The 22,997-nt window shown below is 71.5% G+C and carries 20 protein-coding genes; 9 read left to right on the top strand and 11 right to left on the bottom strand.

What is annotated here, in order from left to right; genetic code table 11:
• Positions 1-154: 154 nt before the first annotated feature.
• From H4281_RS01180 to H4281_RS01160, 5 genes are all read right to left on the bottom strand, one after another.
• On the bottom strand, positions 155-3,010 hold the full coding sequence (locus H4281_RS01180) for a PQQ-binding-like beta-propeller repeat protein (protein ID WP_182888977.1): 2,856 nt from the start codon (positions 3,008-3,010) through the stop codon (positions 155-157).
• Positions 3,007-3,816 carry a serine peptidase gene (locus tag H4281_RS01175; protein WP_182888976.1) on the bottom strand — a complete coding sequence of 270 codons (810 nt, stop codon included), beginning with the start codon at positions 3,814-3,816 and terminating at the stop codon, positions 3,007-3,009. The genes H4281_RS01180 and H4281_RS01175 overlap by 4 nt, the downstream gene beginning before the upstream one ends.
• On the bottom strand, positions 3,773-5,830 hold the full coding sequence (locus H4281_RS01170) for an AAA family ATPase (RefSeq protein WP_182888975.1): 2,058 nt from the start codon (positions 5,828-5,830) through the stop codon (positions 3,773-3,775). The genes H4281_RS01175 and H4281_RS01170 overlap by 44 nt, the downstream gene beginning before the upstream one ends.
• Positions 5,831-5,997: 167 nt before the next feature.
• A complete protein-coding gene (locus H4281_RS01165) occupies positions 5,998-6,252 on the bottom strand; it encodes a hypothetical protein (protein WP_182888974.1) in 255 nt (84 codons plus the stop codon).
• Between the two features lie 222 nt (positions 6,253-6,474).
• Positions 6,475-7,287 (bottom strand): helix-turn-helix transcriptional regulator, encoded by an 813-nt coding sequence (locus H4281_RS01160; RefSeq protein ID WP_182888973.1) that lies wholly within the window; start codon positions 7,285-7,287, stop codon positions 6,475-6,477.
• Between the two features lie 100 nt (positions 7,288-7,387).
• Here H4281_RS01160 and H4281_RS01155 point away from each other — a divergent pair, with 100 nt between their 5' ends.
• Complete coding sequence (locus tag H4281_RS01155; RefSeq protein WP_182888972.1) at positions 7,388-8,263, top strand: alpha/beta hydrolase; 876 nt, start codon at positions 7,388-7,390, stop codon at positions 8,261-8,263.
• Between the two features lie 55 nt (positions 8,264-8,318).
• Positions 8,319-8,672 (top strand): hypothetical protein, encoded by a 354-nt coding sequence (locus tag H4281_RS01150; RefSeq protein ID WP_182888971.1) that lies wholly within the window; start codon positions 8,319-8,321, stop codon positions 8,670-8,672.
• A 166-nt stretch (positions 8,673-8,838) separates the two neighbouring features.
• Here H4281_RS01150 and H4281_RS01145 read toward each other — a convergent pair whose 3' ends face one another.
• Positions 8,839-9,162, bottom strand: a complete 324-nt coding sequence (locus H4281_RS01145) for a hypothetical protein (protein ID WP_182888970.1) — start codon at positions 9,160-9,162, stop codon at positions 8,839-8,841.
• A gap of 288 nt (positions 9,163-9,450) precedes the next feature.
• A complete protein-coding gene (locus H4281_RS01140) occupies positions 9,451-10,182 on the bottom strand; it encodes an SDR family NAD(P)-dependent oxidoreductase (RefSeq protein ID WP_182888969.1) in 732 nt (243 codons plus the stop codon).
• A 101-nt stretch (positions 10,183-10,283) separates the two neighbouring features.
• Here H4281_RS01140 and H4281_RS01135 point away from each other — a divergent pair, with 101 nt between their 5' ends.
• Positions 10,284-10,838, top strand: coding sequence for a TetR/AcrR family transcriptional regulator (locus H4281_RS01135; protein ID WP_182888968.1), 555 nt, complete (start codon positions 10,284-10,286; stop codon positions 10,836-10,838).
• A 12-nt stretch (positions 10,839-10,850) separates the two neighbouring features.
• Here H4281_RS01135 and H4281_RS01130 read toward each other — a convergent pair whose 3' ends face one another.
• The 3 genes from H4281_RS01130 to H4281_RS46735 form a co-directional block, all read right to left on the bottom strand.
• Positions 10,851-11,882, bottom strand: coding sequence for a glycosyltransferase (locus tag H4281_RS01130; RefSeq protein ID WP_182888967.1), 1,032 nt, complete (start codon positions 11,880-11,882; stop codon positions 10,851-10,853).
• A 43-nt stretch (positions 11,883-11,925) separates the two neighbouring features.
• Positions 11,926-13,131 carry a cytochrome P450 gene (locus H4281_RS01125; RefSeq protein ID WP_182888966.1) on the bottom strand — a complete coding sequence of 402 codons (1,206 nt, stop codon included), beginning with the start codon at positions 13,129-13,131 and terminating at the stop codon, positions 11,926-11,928.
• Between the two features lie 65 nt (positions 13,132-13,196).
• Positions 13,197-13,280 (bottom strand): cittilin family RiPP precursor, encoded by an 84-nt coding sequence (locus tag H4281_RS46735; protein WP_220506654.1) that lies wholly within the window; start codon positions 13,278-13,280, stop codon positions 13,197-13,199.
• A gap of 218 nt (positions 13,281-13,498) precedes the next feature.
• Here H4281_RS46735 and H4281_RS01120 point away from each other — a divergent pair, with 218 nt between their 5' ends.
• A complete protein-coding gene (locus H4281_RS01120; protein WP_182888965.1) occupies positions 13,499-14,344 on the top strand; it encodes a helix-turn-helix domain-containing protein in 846 nt (281 codons plus the stop codon).
• A gap of 17 nt (positions 14,345-14,361) precedes the next feature.
• Here the strand turns inward: H4281_RS01120 and H4281_RS01115 are convergent, their stop codons facing one another.
• Positions 14,362-15,963, bottom strand: a complete 1,602-nt coding sequence (locus H4281_RS01115; protein ID WP_182888964.1) for a flavin monoamine oxidase family protein — start codon at positions 15,961-15,963, stop codon at positions 14,362-14,364.
• A gap of 277 nt (positions 15,964-16,240) precedes the next feature.
• On the opposite strand from H4281_RS01115, the gene H4281_RS01110 reads away from it, so the two are divergent.
• From H4281_RS01110 to H4281_RS01090, 5 genes are read left to right on the top strand one after another with little or no spacing between them, the layout of a single operon-like run.
• The gene (locus H4281_RS01110) at positions 16,241-17,551 is read left to right on the top strand and encodes a hypothetical protein (RefSeq protein WP_182888963.1); all 1,311 of its coding nucleotides are present in this window, start codon (positions 16,241-16,243) and stop codon (positions 17,549-17,551) included.
• The gene (locus H4281_RS01105) at positions 17,548-18,588 is read left to right on the top strand and encodes a hypothetical protein (protein ID WP_182888962.1); all 1,041 of its coding nucleotides are present in this window, start codon (positions 17,548-17,550) and stop codon (positions 18,586-18,588) included. Before H4281_RS01110 ends, H4281_RS01105 begins: the two co-directional genes overlap by 4 nt.
• A gap of 1 nt (position 18,589) precedes the next feature.
• Positions 18,590-21,583, top strand: coding sequence for a hypothetical protein (locus H4281_RS01100; RefSeq protein ID WP_182888961.1), 2,994 nt, complete (start codon positions 18,590-18,592; stop codon positions 21,581-21,583).
• 54 nt (positions 21,584-21,637) lie between these two features.
• Positions 21,638-22,165, top strand: a complete 528-nt coding sequence (locus H4281_RS01095) for a hypothetical protein (RefSeq protein ID WP_182888960.1) — start codon at positions 21,638-21,640, stop codon at positions 22,163-22,165.
• Positions 22,166-22,174: 9 nt separating this feature from the next.
• Complete coding sequence (locus H4281_RS01090) at positions 22,175-22,987, top strand: DUF3592 domain-containing protein (protein WP_182888959.1); 813 nt, start codon at positions 22,175-22,177, stop codon at positions 22,985-22,987.
• Positions 22,988-22,997: the final 10 nt, after the last annotated feature.

Genomic DNA, 22,997 nt, shown 5'->3' with positions numbered 1-22,997 from the left:
CACCCCGATTCCGCCGGGTCCAGGCTGCCGAACCGGCAGAGCGGGGCCCGGTCGAGGCAAATCGAGGCAAATCGTCTCGGCTTTCCGGCTTCGGACGCGGCGGGTCCGGTCTTGTCATCGTGCCCTTTCCCGCACAGGTGCGAGCTCGGTTTTCTCAGCCGCGGCCTTTCGACCCCTGACCCGGACGAGGACGGATCGCCGCGTGGCCGATCAGTCGCTCGGCCGCGGCGCTGCCCTCCGGCAGCAGGTCGTAATAGCTGACTCGCGGACTGCTTTCTTCGTCCAGCCGGATCCTTTCGACGTACCCCTGCTCGCACAGCTTTCGCAGCGTTCCCCGAAGCGCGTTCGTGCTCGGCGGCTTGCGCAGCCGCCGTCTCAGCTCATGGATGTCCTGAGTGCCGTAACGGGCCAGCGCCACGAGAACAGCCGACTCGGCGACCGACCGCTTCCGCTTTTTTCGGCGCACCGGTTCGGCTTCCGGCTTCCCCGCGCTCTCGTCGTGCAGGCCCGGATCGTCGACCGGAGTGAACAGGCCCAGCTCGCGGCCGAATCCGACGACGAGCGCGTTGTCCGCGGCGGAAGCCGCGAGAACCTCCGCCGGGACGAACAGCACGGCTTCCGCGCCGCCGGTCCGCGCGTCCCAGACACAGGCGCTGTTCTGGCTGCCTGCCGCGATCACCACCGGGCGGCCGGCGGTGGTTCCGAAGAGCAGCCGGGAAGCGACGCCGGCCGACGAGGGAATCGTCAGCACTGCCTCCGCGGCCGCGGCGTCCCACACTTTGATCACGCCGTCCGCCTGCTGCGTCGCCAAGAGCGAGGGACCGGGCGTCGTGGTCATCGCGACGTGCACGAGGTCGGAATCGAGCGGGCCTAAGGCATGCAGCGCCGAGCCTGTGGCCAGGTCGAAGACGACGGCCATCCGGTCGGCGGTGCCGGCCGCGAGCACGGCTCGCCGGCCGATCAGCCCGAACGCGACAGCAGTGACAGCCGGGAGATCCGGCCCGTCGCCGACGGCGTTCGGCAGGACCCGCCCGCTCCGGAGGCTCAGAATCGTGATCCGCCCGTCGTGCAACGCGGCGACCGTCGCGCTCCGCCCGGAGCCGCCGACTTCCAGCGCCGAAGCGGGCATGCGGCGCTTCCACAGCGCTTTGCCGGTGGAGACCAGGCGTGCGGCAACCGTTCCGTCGGAAGTGGCGGTCACCGCGACCGCGCCGTCCCGCGTTCCGCCCAGCCCGACCGCGACCACGGTCCCGGTGCCGACCGTGTAGTGCCCGATCTGCTTGCCGTCCGCGGCCGTGAACAAACGCAGCACCGAGTCGCCGCAAGCGGTGGCGATGACGGTCTGGCCGCCGACACGCCGCACCGCGACCGCGTCGACCCGTTGCGGATGCCTGGCCCCTTCGGCCTGCGTCCGCCAGTGCTCCAGATCCCAGAGGCTCGCCGTGCCGTCCTCGCTCCCGCTCACCGCGATCGGCTCGCCCCAGAGTTCGGTGACCTTGATGTCGGCCACGCCGCCCGTGTGCGCGAAGAACGTCCGCAGCGGCCGGCAGTTCGAGGCGCTCCAGCTCTGCACCGTTTCGTCGGCGGATCCCGACAGGACGACGTGCCCGGCGAGCTCTCCGAGGATCTCGGCTTTTCGCCGCCACCAGTCCGTCTGCGGACGCAGCCGCACCAGGTCCGGTTCGTTCGGCCGCGCCGACCGCGGGGAGCGGTGCGCCCGGACGACATGCCAGGCGACGGCGGTGATCCGCTCCCGGTGCCGGCCGGTCATCCGGCCCAGGAGCTTGCCGTCCGCGAGGTTCCACAGCCGCAGCACCCCGTCCTCGCCGCCGGTGACCGCGACGGTCTCCAGCCCGGTTTCGATCACGCTGAGAACCTCGAGGCAACCCGGGCGTCCGGTCAACGTCGCCGTCAGGGCTCCGTCGGAGAGACGCCACACGTGTCCGGTGCCGTCCTCGTGGGTCGTGACGACGACCGGCTCCTCGCGAACGAACGCGCACTCCGCGGCGGACACCGGACTGGCGGCAGTCCCGAATCCGGCGATCGCCCGCCGGGCGATGAGATCGACGACCACCACGGACCCGGCCGCGGTCACCGCCACTGCCACCGGGGCGTCGTCCGCGCCGCCGGAGATCAGCCGGGTCACCGGCCCGCCGGCTCGCACCGCCTCGAGCGGCGTTCCGCCGACGAGATCCCACAGGCGGACCGCACCGTCCGCGTCGCCGGAAATCGCGAGGTGCTTCTCGTCGACGGCGTCGACCAGCAGGCAGCCGACCGCCGCGGCGCCCGCGTGCCGGTATCGCTTCTTGCCGGTGCGAAGTTCCCAGCAGCACACCGTCCCGCCGGTGTCCGCGGTGATCGCCAGCGGCGAGGACGCCGGGCCGCCCACCGCGACGGAAGTCAGCGGCCTCCGATGGCCCCGAAGACGCCGGTGCAGCACCCCCACGAAAAGGTTCCACACGCACGCGGCCCCGTCGTCGCCCGCGGTGACCGCGATCGGCGTCTCTTCGACGAAGCCCGTGGCGATCGCGCGGATCGGCCCGTCGTGCCCGACGAGCGAGGCTTTCAGCGCGAGGCTGATGTTTCCGGCGGTGGCCCAGCGGCACTGCCAGCCGACCGGCGGCAACAGCGGCGGGTTGTACAGCCGCGAGCCGATCCGGCCGGACCGGTGCCGGATCGCGTCCACGGCCAGGATCTGCCGCCGTTGTTCGGGTTCGGAGTGCAGATGGCGCGCCAGCGAGGACCGGTAGATCGGCATGGTCTCGGTGGGGACCCGTGTCTCCAGGATGGCGCCGAAGGTCTGCACGCTGCCGGGAGCGCCGTGGACCAGATACTCGGCGTCCTGGAGGAGTTCGGCCAATTCTCCCGCTTCGAGCGCGTGCTCGGGTGCGTGGCGCAGCAGATAGGGGGAAGCCAGATCCCATCTTCGCGACCCTCCCTCGGTGATCGAGGCGAGCAGCCGCTCGTAGACCAGCGCGGCGGCCGGCCCGCGCGCTTCGGCTTCGGTCATCCCAGCAGCCTGGCCAGGCGGCGGGACTTCAGGTAGTTGCCCGCCTTGTGGAAGTCCCAGGCATGGATGACGTCGTGGTCGTCGCTGTCGACCCCGGCGAAACAGCGCGAGACCCCGCCGATCGGAACCGCGACGAGATCCCCGGGATCGGCCAGGTTGGCCCACCTGCCGACCCGGTGCGGACGTGTCCCCCGCCCTTCTCGCGGCGCGGGCGTGAGCCGCTCGAAAACAGCCTTCGGGAAGGCCAGCGGCGAGCCGAGGGTGATCCACAACGGCACGCTCGGCCCCGCGCTCTCGTGCAGAATCTCGTAGGTCGCCACCGTTCCCAGGGAATGGGCGAGCACGACCTCGGGCTGATGCCGCTGAAGCGCCGCGCGCAGCCGTTCCTGGACGGCGTCCCTGGCCCCGCCGGGCGAAAGATAAGCGACCGCCTCCTTCGCGAAACGAACCAGCAGCCATTCCACGAACCGCTCGCTGCACGCCCGGCTCGACGCGAGCGTCGAAATCATCGCCCGAAGCCACGCGGTCAACCGGCCCTGCGGCACCCCCGGCAGTTCGAGGGGCTGCCCCTCGAGGAGACACCGCAGGAACTCCTCCTCGACGGCGGTCAGATCGCCGAGGTCGCTGTCGTCTCCCTGGCGGCCGCGCACCCGCAGGAGGTCGGAGTAGTACGCCACGGTGACGTCGTGCCGGCCCCCGGCGGCGGCGAGACCAGCCGTCCAGATCCGGGACAGCGAAGCCGAAGCGCTCTCCGGAGTCTCATCAGGACGGTAGTTCCCGATCCCGTGGACTCCCAGGATCTTCATGTCCGGATTCCTTTCCCCATGGCGTTGCCTTGAGATAGTCGGCCAGCCCCTGGTGGAAGAGCCGGTACAGCACCGATCCGTCCGCTTCGACGCTCGTGCGCAGGTAGAAGCGGCCGGCGGCCAGCAACTCCCGGACGTTGTCCTCGGTGACCGAACGATGGAACGCGGGTGCGATCGCGGCGACCGCCTCGGTCGGAAAGCCCTGCCCCTTCGCCCAGGCGACAGCTGCCAGGGCCGCCCGCAGAGCGTCTTTCTCCGGATGCAGCGAAAGGTCCAGTTCGAGCACGTCGGGCAACGTCCGGGGGGCGCTCGCGCCGAGCACGGCGGCGCTGACGGCGTCTGTCGCCGGCTGGAGCGCCACCAGCGACCGGCTGAATATCCGGGCTACCAGAAAGGGTCCCCACTCGCGACGCCGCCGCGGATCCTCCGCGAGAGTGCGCGCCACGGTGCGGGCCAGGACGGCGCGCACGTGGCGGCGCGCAGGTTCCCGGTAAGCGGTGTGATCGGCCAGGACGCGGAGAAGATGCTGTTCGAGGTCCGCGCGCAATTCCGCTTCCGGCACGTCGTCGAGATCGACCACGGCGCCGGCCGCGCCCGCCTGCTTCAGCAATGGTTCGAAGTCCGGCCTCCGGCGGGTCCCGACCAGCAAGCGGCACGCCGGGGCGCCGTCCGCCCGGACGGCCCGAACCAGCGGAAGCAGGAGTTCCCGGAGGAGGTGCACCGGATCGTCGGCTTCGTCAAGCGCGTCGAACACCAGAGCAGGCACCGTTTCAAGGTCCAGGACAGCGGCGACGAGCGCCCGCGCGGACAGCGCGCCCTCGCCCGGGTCGAGACGCCACTGCGCCGCCAGCGAGACGAGAACGGCGTCGAGATCGCGCCCGCGGGCGTGAATGGCCGCCAACCCGTCGTTCGCGGACGGGGTGCCCTCAGGACACTGCGCGGCGAGGCAAGCCCGGACGTCCGGCACCGCGGCGACGATCTCGGGGTGGCCCGCGCACGCCAGCGCGCCGAGCAAAGCCGATTTGCCCGCCCCCGGCGCACCGGTCACCACCTTCAAGCCGCCGACGGTCACATCGTCCAGCCACGGGGCGAGATCGCCCAGCTGCTGCCGCCTCCCGACGAAGTGGTCGCCGACGCGGTCGATGAAATGGTCCGCACCGAGATCGGCGACGAACGGCCGGACCGGCGGCGTGATCGCCTGCACCCGCGCCCGGCGCTCGTCGGACACCCAGTTCGGGTTGCGGAAGAACGGCAGTTCCGGAGGCGGCTGGGACGGGTCGATCTTCGTGGCGTGGATCCGCTGCGTGCTGCCCGCCGCGGTCAAGCGCTGCTGGATCACGAACACCAGGCGGTCCCAGCGGACGAATTCGATCGACGGGTCGGTGTCGAGGCCGTTCGCCGCGATCTGTTCGAGCACCTCTCCCACGATCTCGCTGAATGTGCCGTCGTAGGCGGGTTCCGCGGGGCTGGTCGCCGCGACCACCCAGGCGTTCAGCTCGTCGTCGGGAACCTGGGCCAGCTGCGCGATCCGGGCCGCGCGGCCGGCCCGGCAGAGATCGACGACGAACAGCATCGGCTCGGCTCGCCGGTGCGCGGTGCGAACCCACTGGACCACGTCGGTCCCGTTGCCCGTCTGCCCGCAGGAGGGCACGAAACACAACTGCTCGCTGTCTTCCGCCGATCGTGACCGCACCGCGTCCGCGAGCGACGTCGCACCGTGCGAAATGACGTGGACGATGCGAAATCCCTTCGTCACCGCGTCGTCCCATTTCTCCAGAACAGTCCGCCGGACGGGGTTCTCGACTATTTCCACGTCGTACGCGAGCTTTCGATAAGCCTGGTGCAGCCGCGGCAGCAATGCGGTGACGAAGGGCAAGTCCTCCCACGCCTGCTGCCCGGGCTCCGGCTCTGCATCCGGCGGGAGCGGCGACGCGAACCGTTGTGCCGCAAGCACCATGACCGCCCCGGCACCCGCCTGTTCGGCAACCGGATGAGTTCGCTCGGCGGCAGGCATGTGCTTCTTTCGGCAGCGGCTTGGTCTCTGCCGAAAGGTCGCGGCAGGACTGCTTGCCGTTACACCGCGTTTCCGGTGGATCCCACCGGCCGTTCACCTGCTCCGCGCGGGCCGGGAGCGCTCGGCTCCCGGCCCGCGCCGTTGTTCGCAGATCGTCAAATACAGCGTCAAATACAAGGATGCGCCTGGATTCCGCCGTCTTCAAGACTCACCGAGTAGCCGCAGCCGCCCGGGCTCGTGGCGGAGAAGCGGTACCGGCGATGCCACGGCGGCGGCGTCAAGGGCTTGTGGAGCAGGATGTACTGGAACGGCTGGACGATGCCCGCGGCGGTCAAAACGTTGTACGCGTTCGAGGGCGTCATCGTGATCGGCAGGTCCACCCCGAGAACACCGACCGGCGGTGCCGCCGGCGAGGTGTGCACCGCCTTGATCTTGCCGTTCAGGCTGGCCTCGACGGCGATGGTCTGGTTTCCCGATTCAGAGCGCGCACCCCCGCAGCCCGGGAATGGCGGAGAAAGCCAGTTCGGGAGAAGACGACAAGTCCTCCTCGTCCAGTGCGCACGCGCCCGGTTCACCCGCTGCGCTGGTTCTTCCGCGAAACGTCCCGCCCCTTCGGCGCAGCCGTGCCGCGGGTCAGGATTCCGTCACCACAGTTGCCGAAGGCGACAGGCGCTCGGCGAACCCGGTTCCGCGGTATAGACCACCAGCAGCTGCTCCGGATGAGTGTCCACGGTGAACTGCTGAACGTCGAGTTCGAGCTTCCCGGCCACCGGATGCCGATAGACCTTCGACAGCGCTCGCGGCCCGCGCACCCGGTGATCCGCCCACCACCGCCGGAAATCCGGGTCCAGCACGCTCAGCTCGCCGACCAGCGCGCTCAACGCCGGATCGTCCGGCGTCCGGCCGGCTTCCATCCGCAGCACCGAAACGCACTCGCGCGCGGCCCGCGGCCAGTCCGCGTACAGCGACCGGAACGATTCGTCCGCAAAGGTCAGCCGGATCAGATTCCTTTCTGCCGCCGGCAATTTCCCGAAATCGGTGAGCAACGCGGCGCTCCCGCGGTTCCAGGCCAGCACGTCCATCCGGCGGTGCAGCACCATCGCCGGAACGTCGCGCATCGTGTCCAGCAACTGCCGCAGCCGGGGCGCGACCTCGGGCCGGACAGCAGGCCGCGGCGAGACCGGCGCGACGTCGGCGACCGTGAAGAGGTACGCGCGTTCGTCCGGCGCCAGTTTTAGGGCATCGGCGAGCGCGTCGAGCACCGACCGGGAAACGCGGTTCGTGCGGCCCTGTTCGAGCCGCACGACGTAGTCGATGCTGAGGTGGGCGAGCTGAGCCAGTTCCTCGCGGCGCAACCCGGGGACGCGCCGCCGCCGTCCGTCGTCCGGGTACCCGGCCTGCCGCGGGTCGAGCGCCGCCCGGCGGGCGCGCAGGAAGTCGCCCAGTTCGCTTGCCATGCCACCAGTGTGCCGGGCGGCCGGACCGCGTGCCTGGTACTGGGCCGCATAGGCAGCACTGTCCCTGGTCGCGGCTCTGGACCGCGCCGAAGCTGGAGGCATGCGAAACGACGTCTCCTTCCCCAGCAACAACCTCCGCATCGCCGCCCACCTCTATCTCCCGGACGCCCCCGGCCCGCGTCCCGCGCTGGTCGTCGGGCACCCGGGCACCGGCGTCAAGGAGCAGACCGCGGGCTCGTACGCCGAGCTGATGGCCGCCCACGGCTACGCCGCCCTCGCCTTCGACGCCGCTTACCAGGGCGAAAGCGAAGGCCTGCCGCGCGGACTCGAAGACCCCGCTCAACGAGTCGAAGACTTCAAAGCCGCCGTCAGCTACCTGACCGGACGCGAGGACATCGACCCCGCCCGGATCGGTTTGCTCGGCATCTGCGCGTCCGGCGGCTACTCGCTGACCGCCGCGTCCACCGACCGCCGAGTGCGCGCCGTCGCCACGGTCAGCGCCGCCGACGTGTCCCGCCAGCTGCGCCTTGGCGCCGACGGAACCCAGGACCCGGCGGTGTTCGACGCGATGCTGACCGCTTCCCGCACCGCTCCCGGCGGCCTGCCGGTCTTCGCGGCGAACGAACTGGAAGCCCGTGCCGCGGGCCAGCACGCCTACGAGGGCTGGGAGTACTACCGCACCCCGCGCGGCGCGCACCCCCGCTCCGCCAAGACGCTGACTTGGAACAGCATCGACCGGCTCGCGTTCTTCGACGCGTTCGCGCCGCTCTCCCTGCTCGGCCCGCGGCCGCTGCTGACGATCGTGGGCGACCGCGCCGAGACCGCGTGGATGAGCATCGAGGCGTTCCAGCGGGCGACCGGCCCGAAGGAGATGTTCCGGGTCCCCGGAGCGTCCCATGTAGACCTTTACGACCGGCCGGCGGCGGTCGGCGCGGCGGCGGAGAAGCTGGCCGAGTTCTTCGGCAAGCACCTGTGAGCGCGCTCCGCGAAACCAGGTGCGCTCCGCCCGCCACCGCTGCCAGACTCCCTCCGTGGACAACGTCGTCGACCTGGACGCAGCCGTGCGGGAGATCGACCGGCGGCGCGGTGTCTGGCAGGGTCTCGGCATCGCCGCGGGCGAGACGACCTGGCGGGATCGGGGCGAGGAATGGCCGCACCCGTTCAAGACCGGCCGCGCGGCGGTCGTCGACGCTGACTCGATCGGCGTCGAGCTCGCCAAAGGCCCGCAGCGGGGAAGCATCGTGCTCTTCACCGGCGGTTGGGCGGACTTCGCCTATGGGGACGGCGACGACCTCCTCGTCCAGGAGGCGCCCGGGTGGGGCGACCCGCTTGACGTCGGGAAGTTCGCCGGCGAGCTCGATCGGCTCACGAAGCTCTTCGCATAGGCGGGACGGCCCGGAGCGCAGCTCGTGCGAGGAGAAGCCGTTTCCCTTGCCAGGCAAGCGAGTCAGCGGCGACCTCCGACCGGGCCGGCGATGTCAGCGGCGCGAGCGGCGAGGCTCAGCCGCCGTCGATGCGCAGCATCCGCCTGAGCCGCCTCGCTTCCGGACGTCAGGCGCAGGCCCTGCGGATGACCTCGTTGATCCGCGCGCCCTCGGCCCTGCTCACCGGGTGTCGCGGAGTGCTGAAACTCTGCACCGCCTCGCCGTCGGGGTCGGGGAGGCGTGCGTTGAGCGCGGTGCACTGCCGGACCACTCGCTGCGGGAAGTACGGCAGTTCCTGCAGAGCCCGCATCCCGTGCCGGACCAGGTCGCTTTGCACCCCGGCCATGCCCAGCGCGGCATGGGCTTTCGCCGCCATGTCGTCCGGGTCGCCGGCCATGCCTCGCATCCAGCTCGGCAGGTATTTCCGGTCCGCTTTGACGGGAGGCGGCATCGGGCCGGACTCCTCCGGTGCGGGCGCGGAGGAGGACGCCGACGGCGGCGGGGCGCCCACCGGGCTGCTGGAGCTCGGCCGCGGTGCGGGTGGCGTCGAACCGCAAGCTGTCAGCACGCACAACCCGATCGCGGCGAGGAAGCGCATTCCGCGCGGTGCACGGCTGTCCTGCGGTGAACTGCGCCGACGGTGTCCTGACACGACATGCTCCGCTCCTGAGTGGACTCGACCGGCAAGGCGGTCATCGGCGCCGACCGTGCCAGGACGCGGCGGGAGCGGTCCCGGGACCTACCAGGCCACCCGGCCCTCGTCGTCGAAGAAGCCGCCTGTTTCGGCGCCCGCCGTTGCCCAGTGCACCGACGCCCGCGCGCCTTCCTCGGTGGTGCGGACACCGTTGAAGTTGTTCAAGTCCGTCGCCACATAGCCGGGAGTCACCGAGTTGATCTTGATGTGCGCGAGCTCCGGATCGTCGAGGAACGCGTTGGCGTACTTGACCGTCAGCATGTTCACCGCGGTCTTGGTCGCGGAGTACGCGAAGGACTCGTGCGACCGCGCGAACATCGAGCCCTTTTCGGTGGTCTTGGCGAACATCGCCGAATCGCTCGCGACGTTCACGATCCGGGCCGAACGCGAACGTCGCAACAGGGGCAGCATCGCGTGGATCACCCGCACGAGCCCGAAAACGTTGGTCTCGAACTCCGGGCGCATGTCGTCGGCCGTGACCTCCACCGCCGGTTTGCGGATGAGCATGCCCGCGTTGTTGACCAGCACGTCGAGCCGTCCGTAGTCCCGCTCTACCAATGCGGCGGCGTCGTTGACTGAAGCGTCGTCGGTGATGTCGATGCGTACTGGCCGCACGGAGAGGCCGTCCTCGGCGAGCTCCTTCGCGGCGCTCGCTCCCCTCTCGGCGTCGCGCGACCCGAGCAGCACGGTCAGGCCGCGTTCGGCCAGCTGGCGGGCGGTGGCGAGGCCGACGCCCTTGTTCGCTCCGGTGACCAGCGCGATGGTTTCCGCGGACATGTTCTCCGCCCTTCCGTGCGCGAAGCACGTACGATGAGAAGTGAAAGTACCCCTACACTTTAACCGTAGGTCTCCTACGGTTGTCAAACGCGGGAGACGGGATGGAACCGGAACTGCCGAGCAGGCGGCCCAAGCGCGCCGACGCGCGGCGCAACTTCGACGCGCTGGTCGCGGCCGCCCGGGAGGCCTTCGAGGAGCAGCGGGCGCAGACCTCGCTGGAGGACGTGGCGCGCCGGGCCGGGGTGAGCATCGCGACGCTCTACCGGAACTTCCCCACCCGCGAGGACCTGGTCGAAGAGGTGAACCGCGAGGCGGTCGAGGCGCTGTGCCGGGCCGCGGGCGACGTCGCAGACCTCGAACCGTGGGACGCGTTCGCGGCGTGGCTCCGGCGTTTCGTCGAGTACATCGGCACGAAGCTGGCCTTCGCCGAATCGCTCAACCGCACCACCGACGGCTTCCAGGCCTGCCGCAGGGCGATGCGCGAGGCAGGCGGTCCGCTGCTGGTGCGCGCGCAGGAGGCGGGGGCCGCACGGCCGGAATCGTCGATCGACGACGTCCTGCGCATGATTTCCGGGATCACGGCGGTCGAATACGTCGACGAGGCCCAGCGGGAGCGGGTATTCGAGTTCGCCCTCGCCGGGCTGCGGGCCGGTTAGGGACCGCGAGTTTCAACCGAGGAGATCGCGGACGACGTCGGCGGGCGAGGGCATCGCGGAGATTTCCGCGCGCAGTCTGCCCGCCGCCGCGGCCGCGCCCGGGGACAGCAACCGGGCGAGGGCTTCGCGCGCCGAGGTACGGGTGACTCGCGAAGGTTCCAGCGCCATGCCCGCCCCGGCGGATTCCACCAACGCGGCGTTGTCCGGCTGGTCGGTCAGGTGTGGCATGACCAGTTGCGGCACACCGGCCGCCAGCGCGCTGAACGTCGTGCCCGACCCGCCGTGGTGTGCCAGCACCCGGCACCGGACGGTGTCCAGCGGAGCCCATTCCAGGGAAAGCGTTCCGGGCACAGCCATGCCGAGGATCACCGTGCGCAGACCGAGGTCTCGTGCCGCGGCCAGCACGGGCGGCACGACCTCGGTGCGGCCCAGCCTGGGCAGGATCGTGCCCAGCGTCAGGCAAAGATCGGCTTCCCGCGGTCCGGCCGCCGGTTCTCCGCGGCAGGGCTGGAAGCGCAGCGGAATCCCCGCGGGCAAGCGGGCGGGGCGCGCCGACGGCGGGCACAGGTCGATCAGCGCGTCCGGTTCGGGCAGCCGGGGACGGACGCCGTGGATTTCGGACAGCGCGGCGAGTTCACGCTCGGCGGCGAGCAGCCGGGCGCGGGGCATGACCAGGCCGAACGAGTGCTCCAGCAGCCTCGCGCCGATCGCTCGCGCGGCCAGCGCGCCGGCGAACTCCGGCGGGGTGCGCACCACGGCGTCCGGCCGCCAGGTCCGGGCGAGCGCGAGCAAGTCGGGCGCGGTGCGTTCGGCCAGCTCGAGCATTCTGGCCCAGCCGGAACGGCCGGGGCCGCCGGGAACGGACAGCAGGCTGACGTCGCCGCCTACCGGGTGCACGGGCAGCCCGCAGGCGCTCGCTTGTGCGGCATACCCGCCGCCGATCGCGACCAGCACGTCGTGCCCGGCGGCGCGGGCCGCGCGAGCGAACGGCACCAGCGGCCGGAAATGGCTGGCAGCGGGGCACGCGGTGACCAAGAGCCGCATCAGGACGCCCTGCCGGACAGCGCGGCGATCGAGCGCGGCCCCGTCACCGGACCGCCACCCGCAGGCGCAAGCCCTCCGGCTGCAACGAGAGGGCGGGACGCGGCCGCACGACAGCGTCGCCTGGCAGAAGGCGGAACCGCGCGCACAGGCACGTCACCGCGGCCACCGCCTCGGCAGTCGCGAGCGCCGCGCCGATGCACGCCCGCGGCCCCAGCCCGAACGGGAAGTAGGCCCCGCGCGGGCGGTCGGCTCCGGTCAGCCACCGCTCCGGCCGGAACTCGTGCGGCTCCGGGTACCAGCGGGGGTCGCGATGGGTCACCCACTGGCTGACCGACACCGTGGTGTCGGCGGGCACGGCGAAGCCGCCCAGCTCCACGTCCCGCAGCGTCTCGCGGCTGGTCAGCCAAGCAGGCGGGTACAACCGCATCGCCTCGCGCACGACAGCATCCGCGAAGGAATCCGCCGCAGCGGCCCGGTCGGCGGCTTCCGGGTGCGCGGCCAGCAGATGCAGGGTCCAGAGGATCGCGTTTTTCGTTGTCTCATAACCGGAAAGCACCAGCGTCGCGAGTTCGTCGCGCATCTCGTCGTCGTCGGCGCCGGCCAACGCGCTCAGCACGGGCGCGTCGCCCCGGCGGGCCTTGGCGACGACCTCGCTGACGTCGCGCAACGCCCGCCGCATTCGCAGTGCACCCGGCGTCGGCACCCAACTGGGCAGGACATAAGGGGAAACCGACAGGTCCATGATTTCGTGCACCAGCCTGCCGACTGCGTCCGCGTCCCGGTCGCTCGCCGCGGCCCCGAACAGCAGGAACGTGATTGATCGCAGCGCCAGCCGAGCCGCTGCCGGAGCCGGGTCGAACTCGGCGCCCTCCGGCCAGGCGATTCGGCGTGCTTCCGCACCGGCTGTCTCGGCGGCGAGAACCACCAGCCCGCGAGCGAACACCGGGCCGAGGCGGGCGCGCTTGCTCCGCCACACCGCGCCGTCGCTGTTCATCGTCGCCCGCGGAAAGCCCTGTTTCCGGGCGCGCCGGCGCGTCCGGGGACTGGACTTGGCGAACTCCCCCGCCCGGTCGACGAGCACGCGTTCGACGTCGTCCGGCGCGGTCAGCAGCACGTTGCGGGAGCCGATCGAGACCACGTCGCCGTGCTCCCTGGAGCAGCGGGCGAGAAAGCCCAGCGGGTCGGCGGTGAAGGCGGCCAGATTCCCGGCGATCCGGTCGCCGGCGGGACCCGGAGGCGGGCCAGGCATGCGGTGTCCTCCTGCCAGGAACCGGGGCCGTCCGCCTGCCGGGCGGGCGGCCCCGGTCTCGTCCGTCAGTAGTAGATGTAGGGAGCCGTGAGCCGGTCCTGGCGGGCAATGCCCATCAAGACCGCCACCGACAGCAGCGCCTTGCGCATCTTCGTTCACCTCCCCCCCTCTGTCCGGACTCCTCGTTCGGAGCACCGAATCCCCCCTCGCAAGCACCGAAACAGCGTCGGCGGATCCAGGATGGAACGGCGCGGCGGCCGCGGTCTTGGACAAATGCACGGTCTTCCGGAGTACGCCGCGATCTCGCTACCGTGAACCCGAGGCCTTGCCGCGCGAGGCAGGGGCGGCGTCAGCCGAGGGGGAAGGCATGGACCGGTGGGCCGGAGGACTGTCCCGGTGCGAGGGAGAGACCGGTCTCGGCCAGAGCCTCGCCTGCCGCCCCGATCCGCGGCTATCGGCTCATGTGCTCGGCTACGCCGGGTCGCATTACTCCGGCGCTCGGACGGTCGTGCGGCGGATCGCGCCCATCGACGGGATCAAGCTGATCATCGACTTCGAGAACCTGGACCGCCGGATGCTCGCGGCGAACGGAGCCGGAGCGCACCGCGAACCCCCGTCCCCGGTCGTCGGCCTGCGCACCGGCCCGCTGGTGTTCGAACAGACCGGAACAGACCACGGCATGGTCGTGGGGCTCACCCCGCTCGGCGCCCACGCCCTGCTCGGCCTTCCGCTCCGGGAACTGCCCGCCTACGCTGGGTTCGCCGAACTGCTCGGCCCTCGGGCAGCGCGTCTCGTCGACGAACTCGCGCACGCCCCGACCTGGTCGGCCCGCTTCGCGCTGCTCGATCGACGGCTGCTCGGCTGGCTCGACCCGGACCGGCGGCTCGCCTCGCCCGTCCAGGCCGCTTGGGACCTGCTCAACGCCACCCACGGGCGACTGACCGTCGCGGGCCTGGCCGACCGTGTCGGATGGAGCCGCTCGCATTTCGAAGCCCGGTTCCGGACGCAGATCGGGATAACGCCCAAGGCGGTCGCGAGAATCGCCCGCTTCCACCACGCCCTGCGGCTGCTGTGCCGGCCCGATCCGCCGCGCGCGGCCGAGATCGCTTCCGTCTGCGGCTACGCCGACCAACCTCACCTCAACCGGGAATTCCGCGCGTTCACGGGATGCTCCCCCACCCGCTTCCTCTCCTTGCCCGATCAGGAGACTTAGTCCGCCCCGCCGGGAGCTCACGGGGACAGGACGCGCTCGTGCAGCTGCCGGACCGCGAGCCGCGCGGACTCGAACGCGCCGGCCTGCCAAGCCGTGAGATGGGTGAGCCAGTCGCCGGCGAAGTACACGCGTCCGGCCGGTTTCCCGAGCAACTGGTAGGCCGGGGTGCCGAGCGGCGGCGTCGCCCACGCGCTTTCGATGTGCGGCATGAGATGCCAGGCGACCGAGAACGCGCTCGCCAGTTCGGTGCGGTGCTTCCCGCCGTGGATCTTGACGCCTTGCTCCACCGCTCGCTGCGCGCGGGCGTCCGGGGCGAGGTCTCCGTATTGGCGGGCGTGGTTGCCGTAGCAGTAGTTCACGAGCAGGCCGCGCGGTCCGTGGAAACCGTGCGACGGGTACCAGATGCGCTCGATGTCCAGGTCGGTGTGGGTGATCCCGCCGTAGATCCGGCAGTCGGTCTCCCACCAGCGGCTGCGGTACTCCAAGCCGATCTTCGCGGCCGTGCCGATCTGCCATTTCCCCAGCGCGGCCTGGATCTCCGGCCCGAGGTTGTGCGGGATCCGGGCCAGCACCCGCGGAGGGAGCGCGGCGACGCAGAAGTCGGCGACGAGGTGGCCTTGGGTGCCGTTCGGCTCGAGGAAGGCGACGCCGACCTTGTCCGCCGTGTTCGTGATCCCGGTGACCGCCGTGCGCAGCCGGAGGCGCCGCGGGCCCAGCGCGCGGGCCAGCGCCAGCGGGATCCGGTCCATGCCGCCGACCGGCTGGAACATCAGCATGGCCTGCTCGTAGGCGAAATCGAAGGAGAGGTAGCGGCCGGCGCCCTCGGCGAAGGTCCGGGCCAGCGAGGGCACCGGGCCCAGCGGCACGCCCGCCTGGTCGCCCGCTCCCGGATCGGTGGAGTAGCCGCGCCGCGAGGTGCCGGCGTAGCGCCAGCCGGACGCCTTGTTCCCGATCGCGCCCCAGTCGCGCAGGAAATCCAGCAGGCGTTCCTTGTCCGTCGCGGTGAGTTCACTGTCCAGCGCTCCGCGATCGGTCGCTTTGGCGAGCAGTTCGCTGACATATCCGTACACGTCGGCCTTCGTGGTCCGGATTCGTTCCGGCTGCCGCATTCCGGCCGCTTCGTTGTAGACGAAAGCGCTCGCGTTGGTATTCGTGAACACCTCGACCGGCACGCCGAGTTCGCGACAGTAATCGAGCGTCACCATCCATTGCGCGATCCGCGCCGGACCGGCGTTCAGATAGATCCCTTCGCTGAACGCCGCGGTTTGCGTATCCCCGCGCAGATCGGTCTGCACGGTACCGCCGCGCGCGGTGAAGTTCCGTCCGCCCGGCCGGTCGGCCGCCTCCAGCACAGTGCAGTCGTATCCCCCTTTCGTCAGTTCGTACGCGGCGGCAAGCCCGGCTATGCCCCCGCCGAGCACCACCACTTTCGCCGCTCCGCGCCCGGTCAGCGCGAAGTCCGAGCGGCGCGGCGGCTCGTAGCGCGGGCTCGCGTGAGCCGTCGGCGCGAGGCCGAGCGCACCCATTGTCGCGAACATCGCACCCGCACCGCCGGCGGTGCCGACCGCCGAAAGAAACCGCCGTCTGCTCACTCCCGGCGGCAGGACAGAACCAGCCATCGGACATCTTCCCCTCTCCCCGGAAACCGCGGCGGAATAAAACTTTCCGCAGCGCGGAAAAAGATCGTTTCGGCGAGCCTACTGCAGATTGCGCGGGCCCCTCAATACAACATTCCGGGCAACCTTATTGAGCCTGCCCGGGTTATGACTTTCCGCTGATTACGAGTTCCGCATCCGCCGCGGCGGAGGGCAACCGATTTCCGTCGGCGCCGGAATATGCCTCTCGCACGCGGGGTCGCGCGACAGGATAAACTGCGGCGAGGAGCGAGGGAGCGTGATGACGGCAGGCCAAGGGCAGTCCCAGTTGCGCTCGGCTGTTCTCGCGCGCGCCTGGCAGCGTATTCCGGACGTCGAGGTGCTTTCGGCGGGCGACGGCGGGCCGCTGACCCGCACGGTCAAGAAGATCATCGATCCGCTCGTGATCCGCACCGCCGCGCGGCCCCGGCTGGGCCGTCCGCTGCTGGATCCGGCGGACGCGGCGGAAGTGACCGCGTTGCTGCTCGCCGACGCGACGCGGTTGCGCGCCGCAGCGGCCTGGTTCGTCCACCTGAAGCGGCAGCGGCGAGCCCTGCGCATCACCGCGGGAAACGTGCAGGACGTGTGCTTTCCCCTCGCCTACGAACTCGCGACCGGCTTCGGCTTGCCGGACGCCTCCGCGCCCGAGCAGGCCGCGACGGCGCTGCGCGAGTGGCACGGCGAGGACGGTGCGGCCGGGGTCGATCAGCTGGGCCGATACCTGGCTGATCCCCAGCGCGCCACTGCCTTGACCGCCGAGTTGCGCAGTCGCTGGGCTGCCGCGCCGAACGCGTCTCCGGCACAGTTCGTCACGCTGCTCGACGCGGTCGCCCACGGCTTCACCGACGAGGCTTGGCAGCAGCTCGCCGACTCCCCCGCCGGGCACGTGTTCGGCCTCGCCTTGCGGCAGCCCGGCGGCACCGCGGCGCTCGCTCGGGCCGTCCGCGAGATTTCCGGCCTGCCCACGCCCGATCTCGGCCTCCAACGCGGCGAACGCACCGCCGTACCCCCGTTGAGCCAGCGCGACGAAGCTGGCAGCGAGCTGCTCGAACGCAGCATCGAACGACGGGTCCGCGCGACTCTGCGCCGCCTCTCGGCGGCCGAGCAAAGCCCCGTATCCGACCTGGTCGACGAGGAACTCCGCCGCGCGGCCGCCGGATTCGGGCTCGAAGTGCCCGTGCTGGCAACGTGTTTCGTGCTCGGCGTCGTCCTCGCGCCCGCGCTTCGGCCGCTCGACGGCCCGGCTCCCGCCGATCTCCCGGACTTCGCCCAGCGGCTCAACGCGCAGGTCGCGCGGGAGGGATACGTCTTGTACGCCCGCCGAGCGCTGGCCGGTTCGACGCCCCTCACCGCGCGGCCGGACGTCGAGATCCTGCGAGAACTGCGCGAATTCGCGAAACGATTCCTCGCCCGGCTGTGGGCGCGGCTGCACGGTTTCGACGCCAGCGGAGAGGTCCCGGACGACTTCCGGGACCTCCTCACCGGGGTCGTCCGATCGACCTCGCTGGACCTGCGGACGAAGGTGCGCCGCGCGCTCGTCGCCAACCTGCCGCGATTGGAGGCCGCCTCGTGACCCATCCGATGCGCACTCCGGTCCTCGCCGCGGACGGCGGCCTCATCCGCTTCGCGCTCGCCGATCTGCTCGGCGCCGCGCTCCCGCCGATGCGGATCGAACTCACTGACGCCGGCGCGGCCGAACCGTGGCTGACCAGGCTCGTCGGCGCCGAAGCCAGTTTGACCGCGCTCCGGGACGGACGTGTCGACGTCCCGGCCCGGCCGGAATTGGCCCGGCTCGCGCTGCTGCTGTGGGCACGCCGCTGGTGGCCCGCCAGCCCAGCGCTCGGGATCCCGTCGCTCGATTCGGCGCTGCTCGACTTCGAAGCGGCCGTCGCGACCGCGGCAGTCGAAGACCTCGCCGAGGGCCTGCTCGACGGGTTCGAGGCGAGCCCGGCGGAACTGTTCGACCAGGCCACCAGCGCGGGTCTGTTCGCTGCCGCGGGGCCGGGGACCGAGGAAGTCCGTCTTCTGTGCGAGCAGCTTTCGGCCTGGTTCGACCGCCAAGACGACCTCGAGCGGTCCGAAGCCGCAGCCGGACTCGCGGCTCGGGTGGGCCCTGGTCAACGTGCGTACGCCTTGGCGGCGGGCGCTGCGCCCGCCGCGTCCGGCGGAGGCGTGCTGGCCGAGGGACGCGCCAGTGTCGACTGGGCGCGGGTGCCGCCCGGCGTTCTGGACGCCGCGGAGGGCACGGTGACCTGGCGGATCGTCGCGACCAGGACCGCCGCGCGGCTTGCGGTCGAAGTCTCGGGCGCGCTCGACGACGCTTCCCTCAGTGCCGTAGCGACCCACGACGGCGAGCCGTTCGCCGAAGTCGCCCTGCACCTGGGCAGCGCGGGATTCGCCGGAACGACCGACCTCGACGAAGCCGGGGCCCGTCTCGCGGCGACGTCCTCCGCCCGGATCGGACTCGTCGTCGGAGCGGTGGGCCCGGACGTCCAAGGCACCGCACCCGAGGACCGCGCCGAGGTGATCTCCCTGGTCCGGGCCCGCGAATCGCTGCCGCCGGAGTCGCGGACGCTGGCGGAACGAGCCGTCGCCGACGAGGAGTTCTGACGTGCTCGCGGGGTTTCCGCCTCCGCTCGCGTCGCCGGACCGGCCGCTTCCCGCGGAGCTGGCCGACGCGGTGTCACACGGCTACAACTGCCGTTGCGTCGCACGGCATTTCGGCCTCGACCCGATGGCTTACCAGGAACTGCCTGCCTGCGCGCTGAGTCAAGCCGAGTACGACGCGCTGCTCACCGAAGCCTTCGCCGTCCAGACCGAAGCCAAGCAGCTCGCCGCGACGCGGGATGTCGCCGGTGCGCAGCAGGCGTACGCGCGGATGCGGCAGCTCGCCCAGCAGCTCGACCGCGTCAGCCTCGAAGTCGCCGCGGTCAGCGATCTGGCCGCCGTCTGCTACTCGGCGGGTGATCTTCGCAACGCGCGCCAGTGCGCGGAAGCCGTCCTCGGCGTTTTCGCGGTCAGCGCCGCCGCTGTCGTCCACTTCGGACAGTACGCCGAGCTGCGGATGATCGAAGGTTCCCGCGAGGTGGCGGAACGCGTGCTCATCTCGCTGTCCACCGAGGAGGGCGACCTTGCCCGGGCACGCCAGTTGCTCGCGGACCAGCGGCGTCGCGCGGCGTTCCGGAAGGCCGCCGAACCCGGCCAGTTCCCGCGCGAACAGCTCGATCCGCACGGCGCCGACGAACTGGAGCTGCGCGTCCTCGAAGTGCGTGTGCAGGTGGCCGCCGGGGATCCGGCCGGTGCGCGGGACGCGATCGACGAGATCCTGACCGGCCTGGAACGCATCTCGGACGTCGACGAGGTCCGCGGCCAAGCGGCGTCGCTGCAAGCGATGGCGCGGGCCGAACGCGCCCGCATCCGCCAGGCAGGCGGCGAGGAAGCGGACGCGACGGCGGATCTTCTGCGGCTCAACGCCCGGCACGAAGGTCCGGCGGCGGCGAAATTCGCCATCGGCCTGGCCGAAACCCGCGCGCTCGACGGGGATCTCCCCGGCGCGATGGCGGAGATCGTCAAAGCCAGAGACGAACTCGCGGCTGCTGGGGTGACCGGCGACGTCGCCGAGGCGAGCTACGCACTGGGCGCCCTCCTCCTGCTCGCGGGCGATGCCGCGCAGGCGCGAGACCAGTTCGAGCACGCGGGAAAGCTCTGGGCCGCGAACGGCGACACCCCGGGCGCGCGTCGGCTCGCATCGGCGTTGGCTCGGTGCGCTGCGGCCGAGGGCGACTGGATCTCCGCGGAAGAGCACGTCGCCCGCCTCCGGGCGGCGGCCCGCGAATCGGGCGAATGGCTGGAGTGCCTGCGAGCCGACTACCTTTCGGCCACGATCGGCTACCACCGCGGCGAAAACCCGCGAGCGGTGCTGGACCTGCTGTTGCCGGTGGCCCTCGCCGCGCAGGAGTACCGGTTCGCGTTCGCGTCGGCCCAGGCGCGCACCGCGTGGGCGAACAGCGTCGCGGGGCCGGCGACGGAACTGCTGATGGTTCTGCTGACCCAGCTCGGCGAAACGCGCCTGACGGCGGAGCTGATCGAGCGCGCGTGCGCGGCCGGGGCGTACCCGGAGGACCGTTCCCTCAACCTGACCGGCGCGCTCCCCGCGCTGGCACCGCCGGTCGACGACCGTCAGCTTCCCTTGGCCGCCTTGGGTTCGGTCACCTCGTCGCTCCCGCTCCGGCTCGCCCCTCCGCCTGGGCTGCGCTGGTCGCCGTCCTCGCCGATGGAGCTCGACGGATGGTCCCGGCTGGCCGCCGAACGCTACGGATGCCGATCAGCACCGGGGACGGTCGAGACCTGGCCGGCCGCCGACGCTGGTCGCGAAACCTTCATCCTGCGCTACGCCGACGCCGGGCACACCTACCTCAGCTGGCGCACCACAAGCGACCTCGACACCGTCCACACGCATCCGATCGACGCCGCTCTCGTCGAGACCGCACGCGGCTTGCTCGCCGAAGCTTCGCCGACACCGCGGGAGGGCGAGCCGGTCGGCGACGCGGTCCGTCGTTCGCTCGACGCTTTCGGCAGTTTCGCCGCGGAGCAACGCCTCGCCCGCGTCCTCGCGCTCAACCTCCTGCCCGCCGACCTCGTCGCGCGACTCCGGCGAGCCACCCGTCCGCTGCTGCGAATCCAGCCGTCCCCGGCGCTCGCCGCGGTCCCGTGGGGCCTGCTCGCCCTTCCCGACCGTCGCCCGGACCACGTGCTCGACGCCGACGAGGTCGACACCTGCTTCGAAAGCGACACCCGGGTCCTCGACCTCGCCGACGTCTCGCTGCTCGCCCCCGCCGGAATCCCGCGCCGCGAACCGGCCCCCGCCGGGCCGCCGGTGTACCTGCTCGACCCGCGGATCCCCGGCCAGAGCGCCTTCGGCGCACTGGGATCGGTGCTCGGCAGGCAAAACGGGGCGTCCCCGTTGATCCGCCACCTCGACGCACAGCTCGCCGCGGGCCCTGTCCGGCCCGCCGCCGCGCGCGGCCTCGACCTGGTCCGCCGCACTGACACCGACCGGCGGCGGCTCGCCGGACTGCTGGCCGAACCGTGTTCGCGGCTGGTGTTCGCGGGACACGTCAGCCGCATCCAGGACGTCCACGGCGCGCAGACCGCACTGCATTTGTCGTGCTCGGCCGACCTGCCGGGCACCGCCGCGCCGATCGGGGCGCACCGGCCGTTCACCGCGGCCGACCTCGCTCTGTCCGAAGTGGACATGCCCGCGCGGGTCGCGCTGATCGGCTGCGCCAGCGCGAGCGACTTCGGCCTGCCGGAACCGTTCGGCGTGCTGCTCGCCGCCGTCGCGTCCGGGGCCGGGCTGGTCGCCGCGACGGTCTGGGCGCTGCCGACGTCGGCCGCGGCCCCCGGCGCGGATCCGATGGCCGAGCTGATCATCGCCGTCGACACCGCGCTCGCCGGAGCCGACCCGGTCGCCGGGTTGTGCGCGTGGCAGCGGACCCGGCTCGCGCGCTGGCGCGAACGTCCCGAACCAGCCCGCTCGCCGGTCTTCTGGGCGGCTCTGACCTGCCTCGATGCCACCGACGACGGCAAAACTTGGGTTCGGTAGCAGCCCGCCCGCCCGAAGCTGTGTCCAGCACACCGGCACAGCGAAAGGCACCCGATGTTCAAGAAGATCCGCGACAAGATCACCGAGGCGACGCAGCAGGGCATGGCCCGCGGCGCGCAGGATTTCCAGCAGCACGCCGAGCAGTTCCGGCAGGCGGCCTCCGCGCAGGGACACGACATCACCCCGCAGCTGCCCACGCCGCACCTGGCCGCGCAGGCTTACCGCAACGTCGCGGCCGACCCCGAGATGGCCGCGTTCCTGGCGCTGCCGATGCCGGAGCAGCTGCGCCAGCAGCAGGAACTGCAGGCCTACGGCACCGAACTGCGCCGGCTGTACGACACCGGCGAGAAGGCCGCCCTGGTGATCCGCGCGCTGGAGCCCACCGGCCGGACGGTCGCCGGGCAGGCCCAGTACACCGCGACCCTCGACGTCACCCGTGCCGACGGCATGATGTACCGGGCGGTCACGCCGCTGATCACGCCGCAGGCGACGATCCAGCAGTACGCGCCCGGCACCCGGCACGAAGCCCGTCTCGACCCCGCCGACCCGGCGAAGGTCGCCGTCTTCGGCCCGATCGCGTAGGCGCCCGCCGTGTTCGGTTCCTTCGCGTTCGGCCTGTCGGACGCCCCTGAACAGACCCGGGCGTCGAACCGGCGGCTGTGGCTTCTCGGGATTCCGGCGACGCTCGCCTGGGCGGTCGCCGGGTGGTCCGGCGCGCTCGGGCTGCTGGACGGCTTCCGGCTGATGTCGCTGAACCGCGTCAGCGCGTGGGGGGCCGACGCGGGAGCGGCGGGTTCGCTCGTGGTGTTCTTCAGCCTGGCTGTCACGGCCGCCGCGTCGCTCGGTTTCGCGATGCTGTGGGGCGGCGGGATGTCGTTGCGCCGCATGGGCATCAGCTTCCGGGCCAGTTCGCTGGCGGCGGCGCTCGGGGTGACGCTGGGCAGCGGCGTGGCGGCGCCGTCGTGGACGCCGCCGGAATCGGTGGGCGAACGGCTGCCGTTCCTCGACGGCAAGGCCGAGCCGTGGTCCGATGTGGACTGGATCGTCTACTACGAGCCGTTTCTGGTTCCCGCGGTGTCCGGGGTCATCGCGCTGGTCCTGATCGTGGTGCTGCTGCGGTCTTTCCTCCGCGCGGCCGAGGCGGACGACCGCGAGCAGGCGCTGCGGCGCTGCGGCCGCCAGGTGACGGGCGTGCTCACCCGCGTGGACTTCACCAACGTCTGGATCATGGGGAATCCGCGGTTCACCGTCCACGTGCGGTTTTCCACCGAGACCGGCGAGCGCGAGGCCGTGACCTCGATGGTCACGTCGCTCTTCCAAGCCCCTTCCGAGGGCACGGCAGTGCGGGTCCGCTACGACCCGCAGGATCCGAAAGCCGTTCTGGTGGAACCGGTTTCCCGCTGACCGCCCGAGA

Source organism: Amycolatopsis dendrobii (genome assembly GCF_014145675.1).
GTDB classification, from domain to species: Bacteria; Actinomycetota; Actinomycetes; order Mycobacteriales; family Pseudonocardiaceae; genus Amycolatopsis; species Amycolatopsis dendrobii.
The sequence above is the reverse complement of the archived record's forward strand: the minus strand, read 5'-3'. Positions and strand labels throughout refer to the sequence as shown.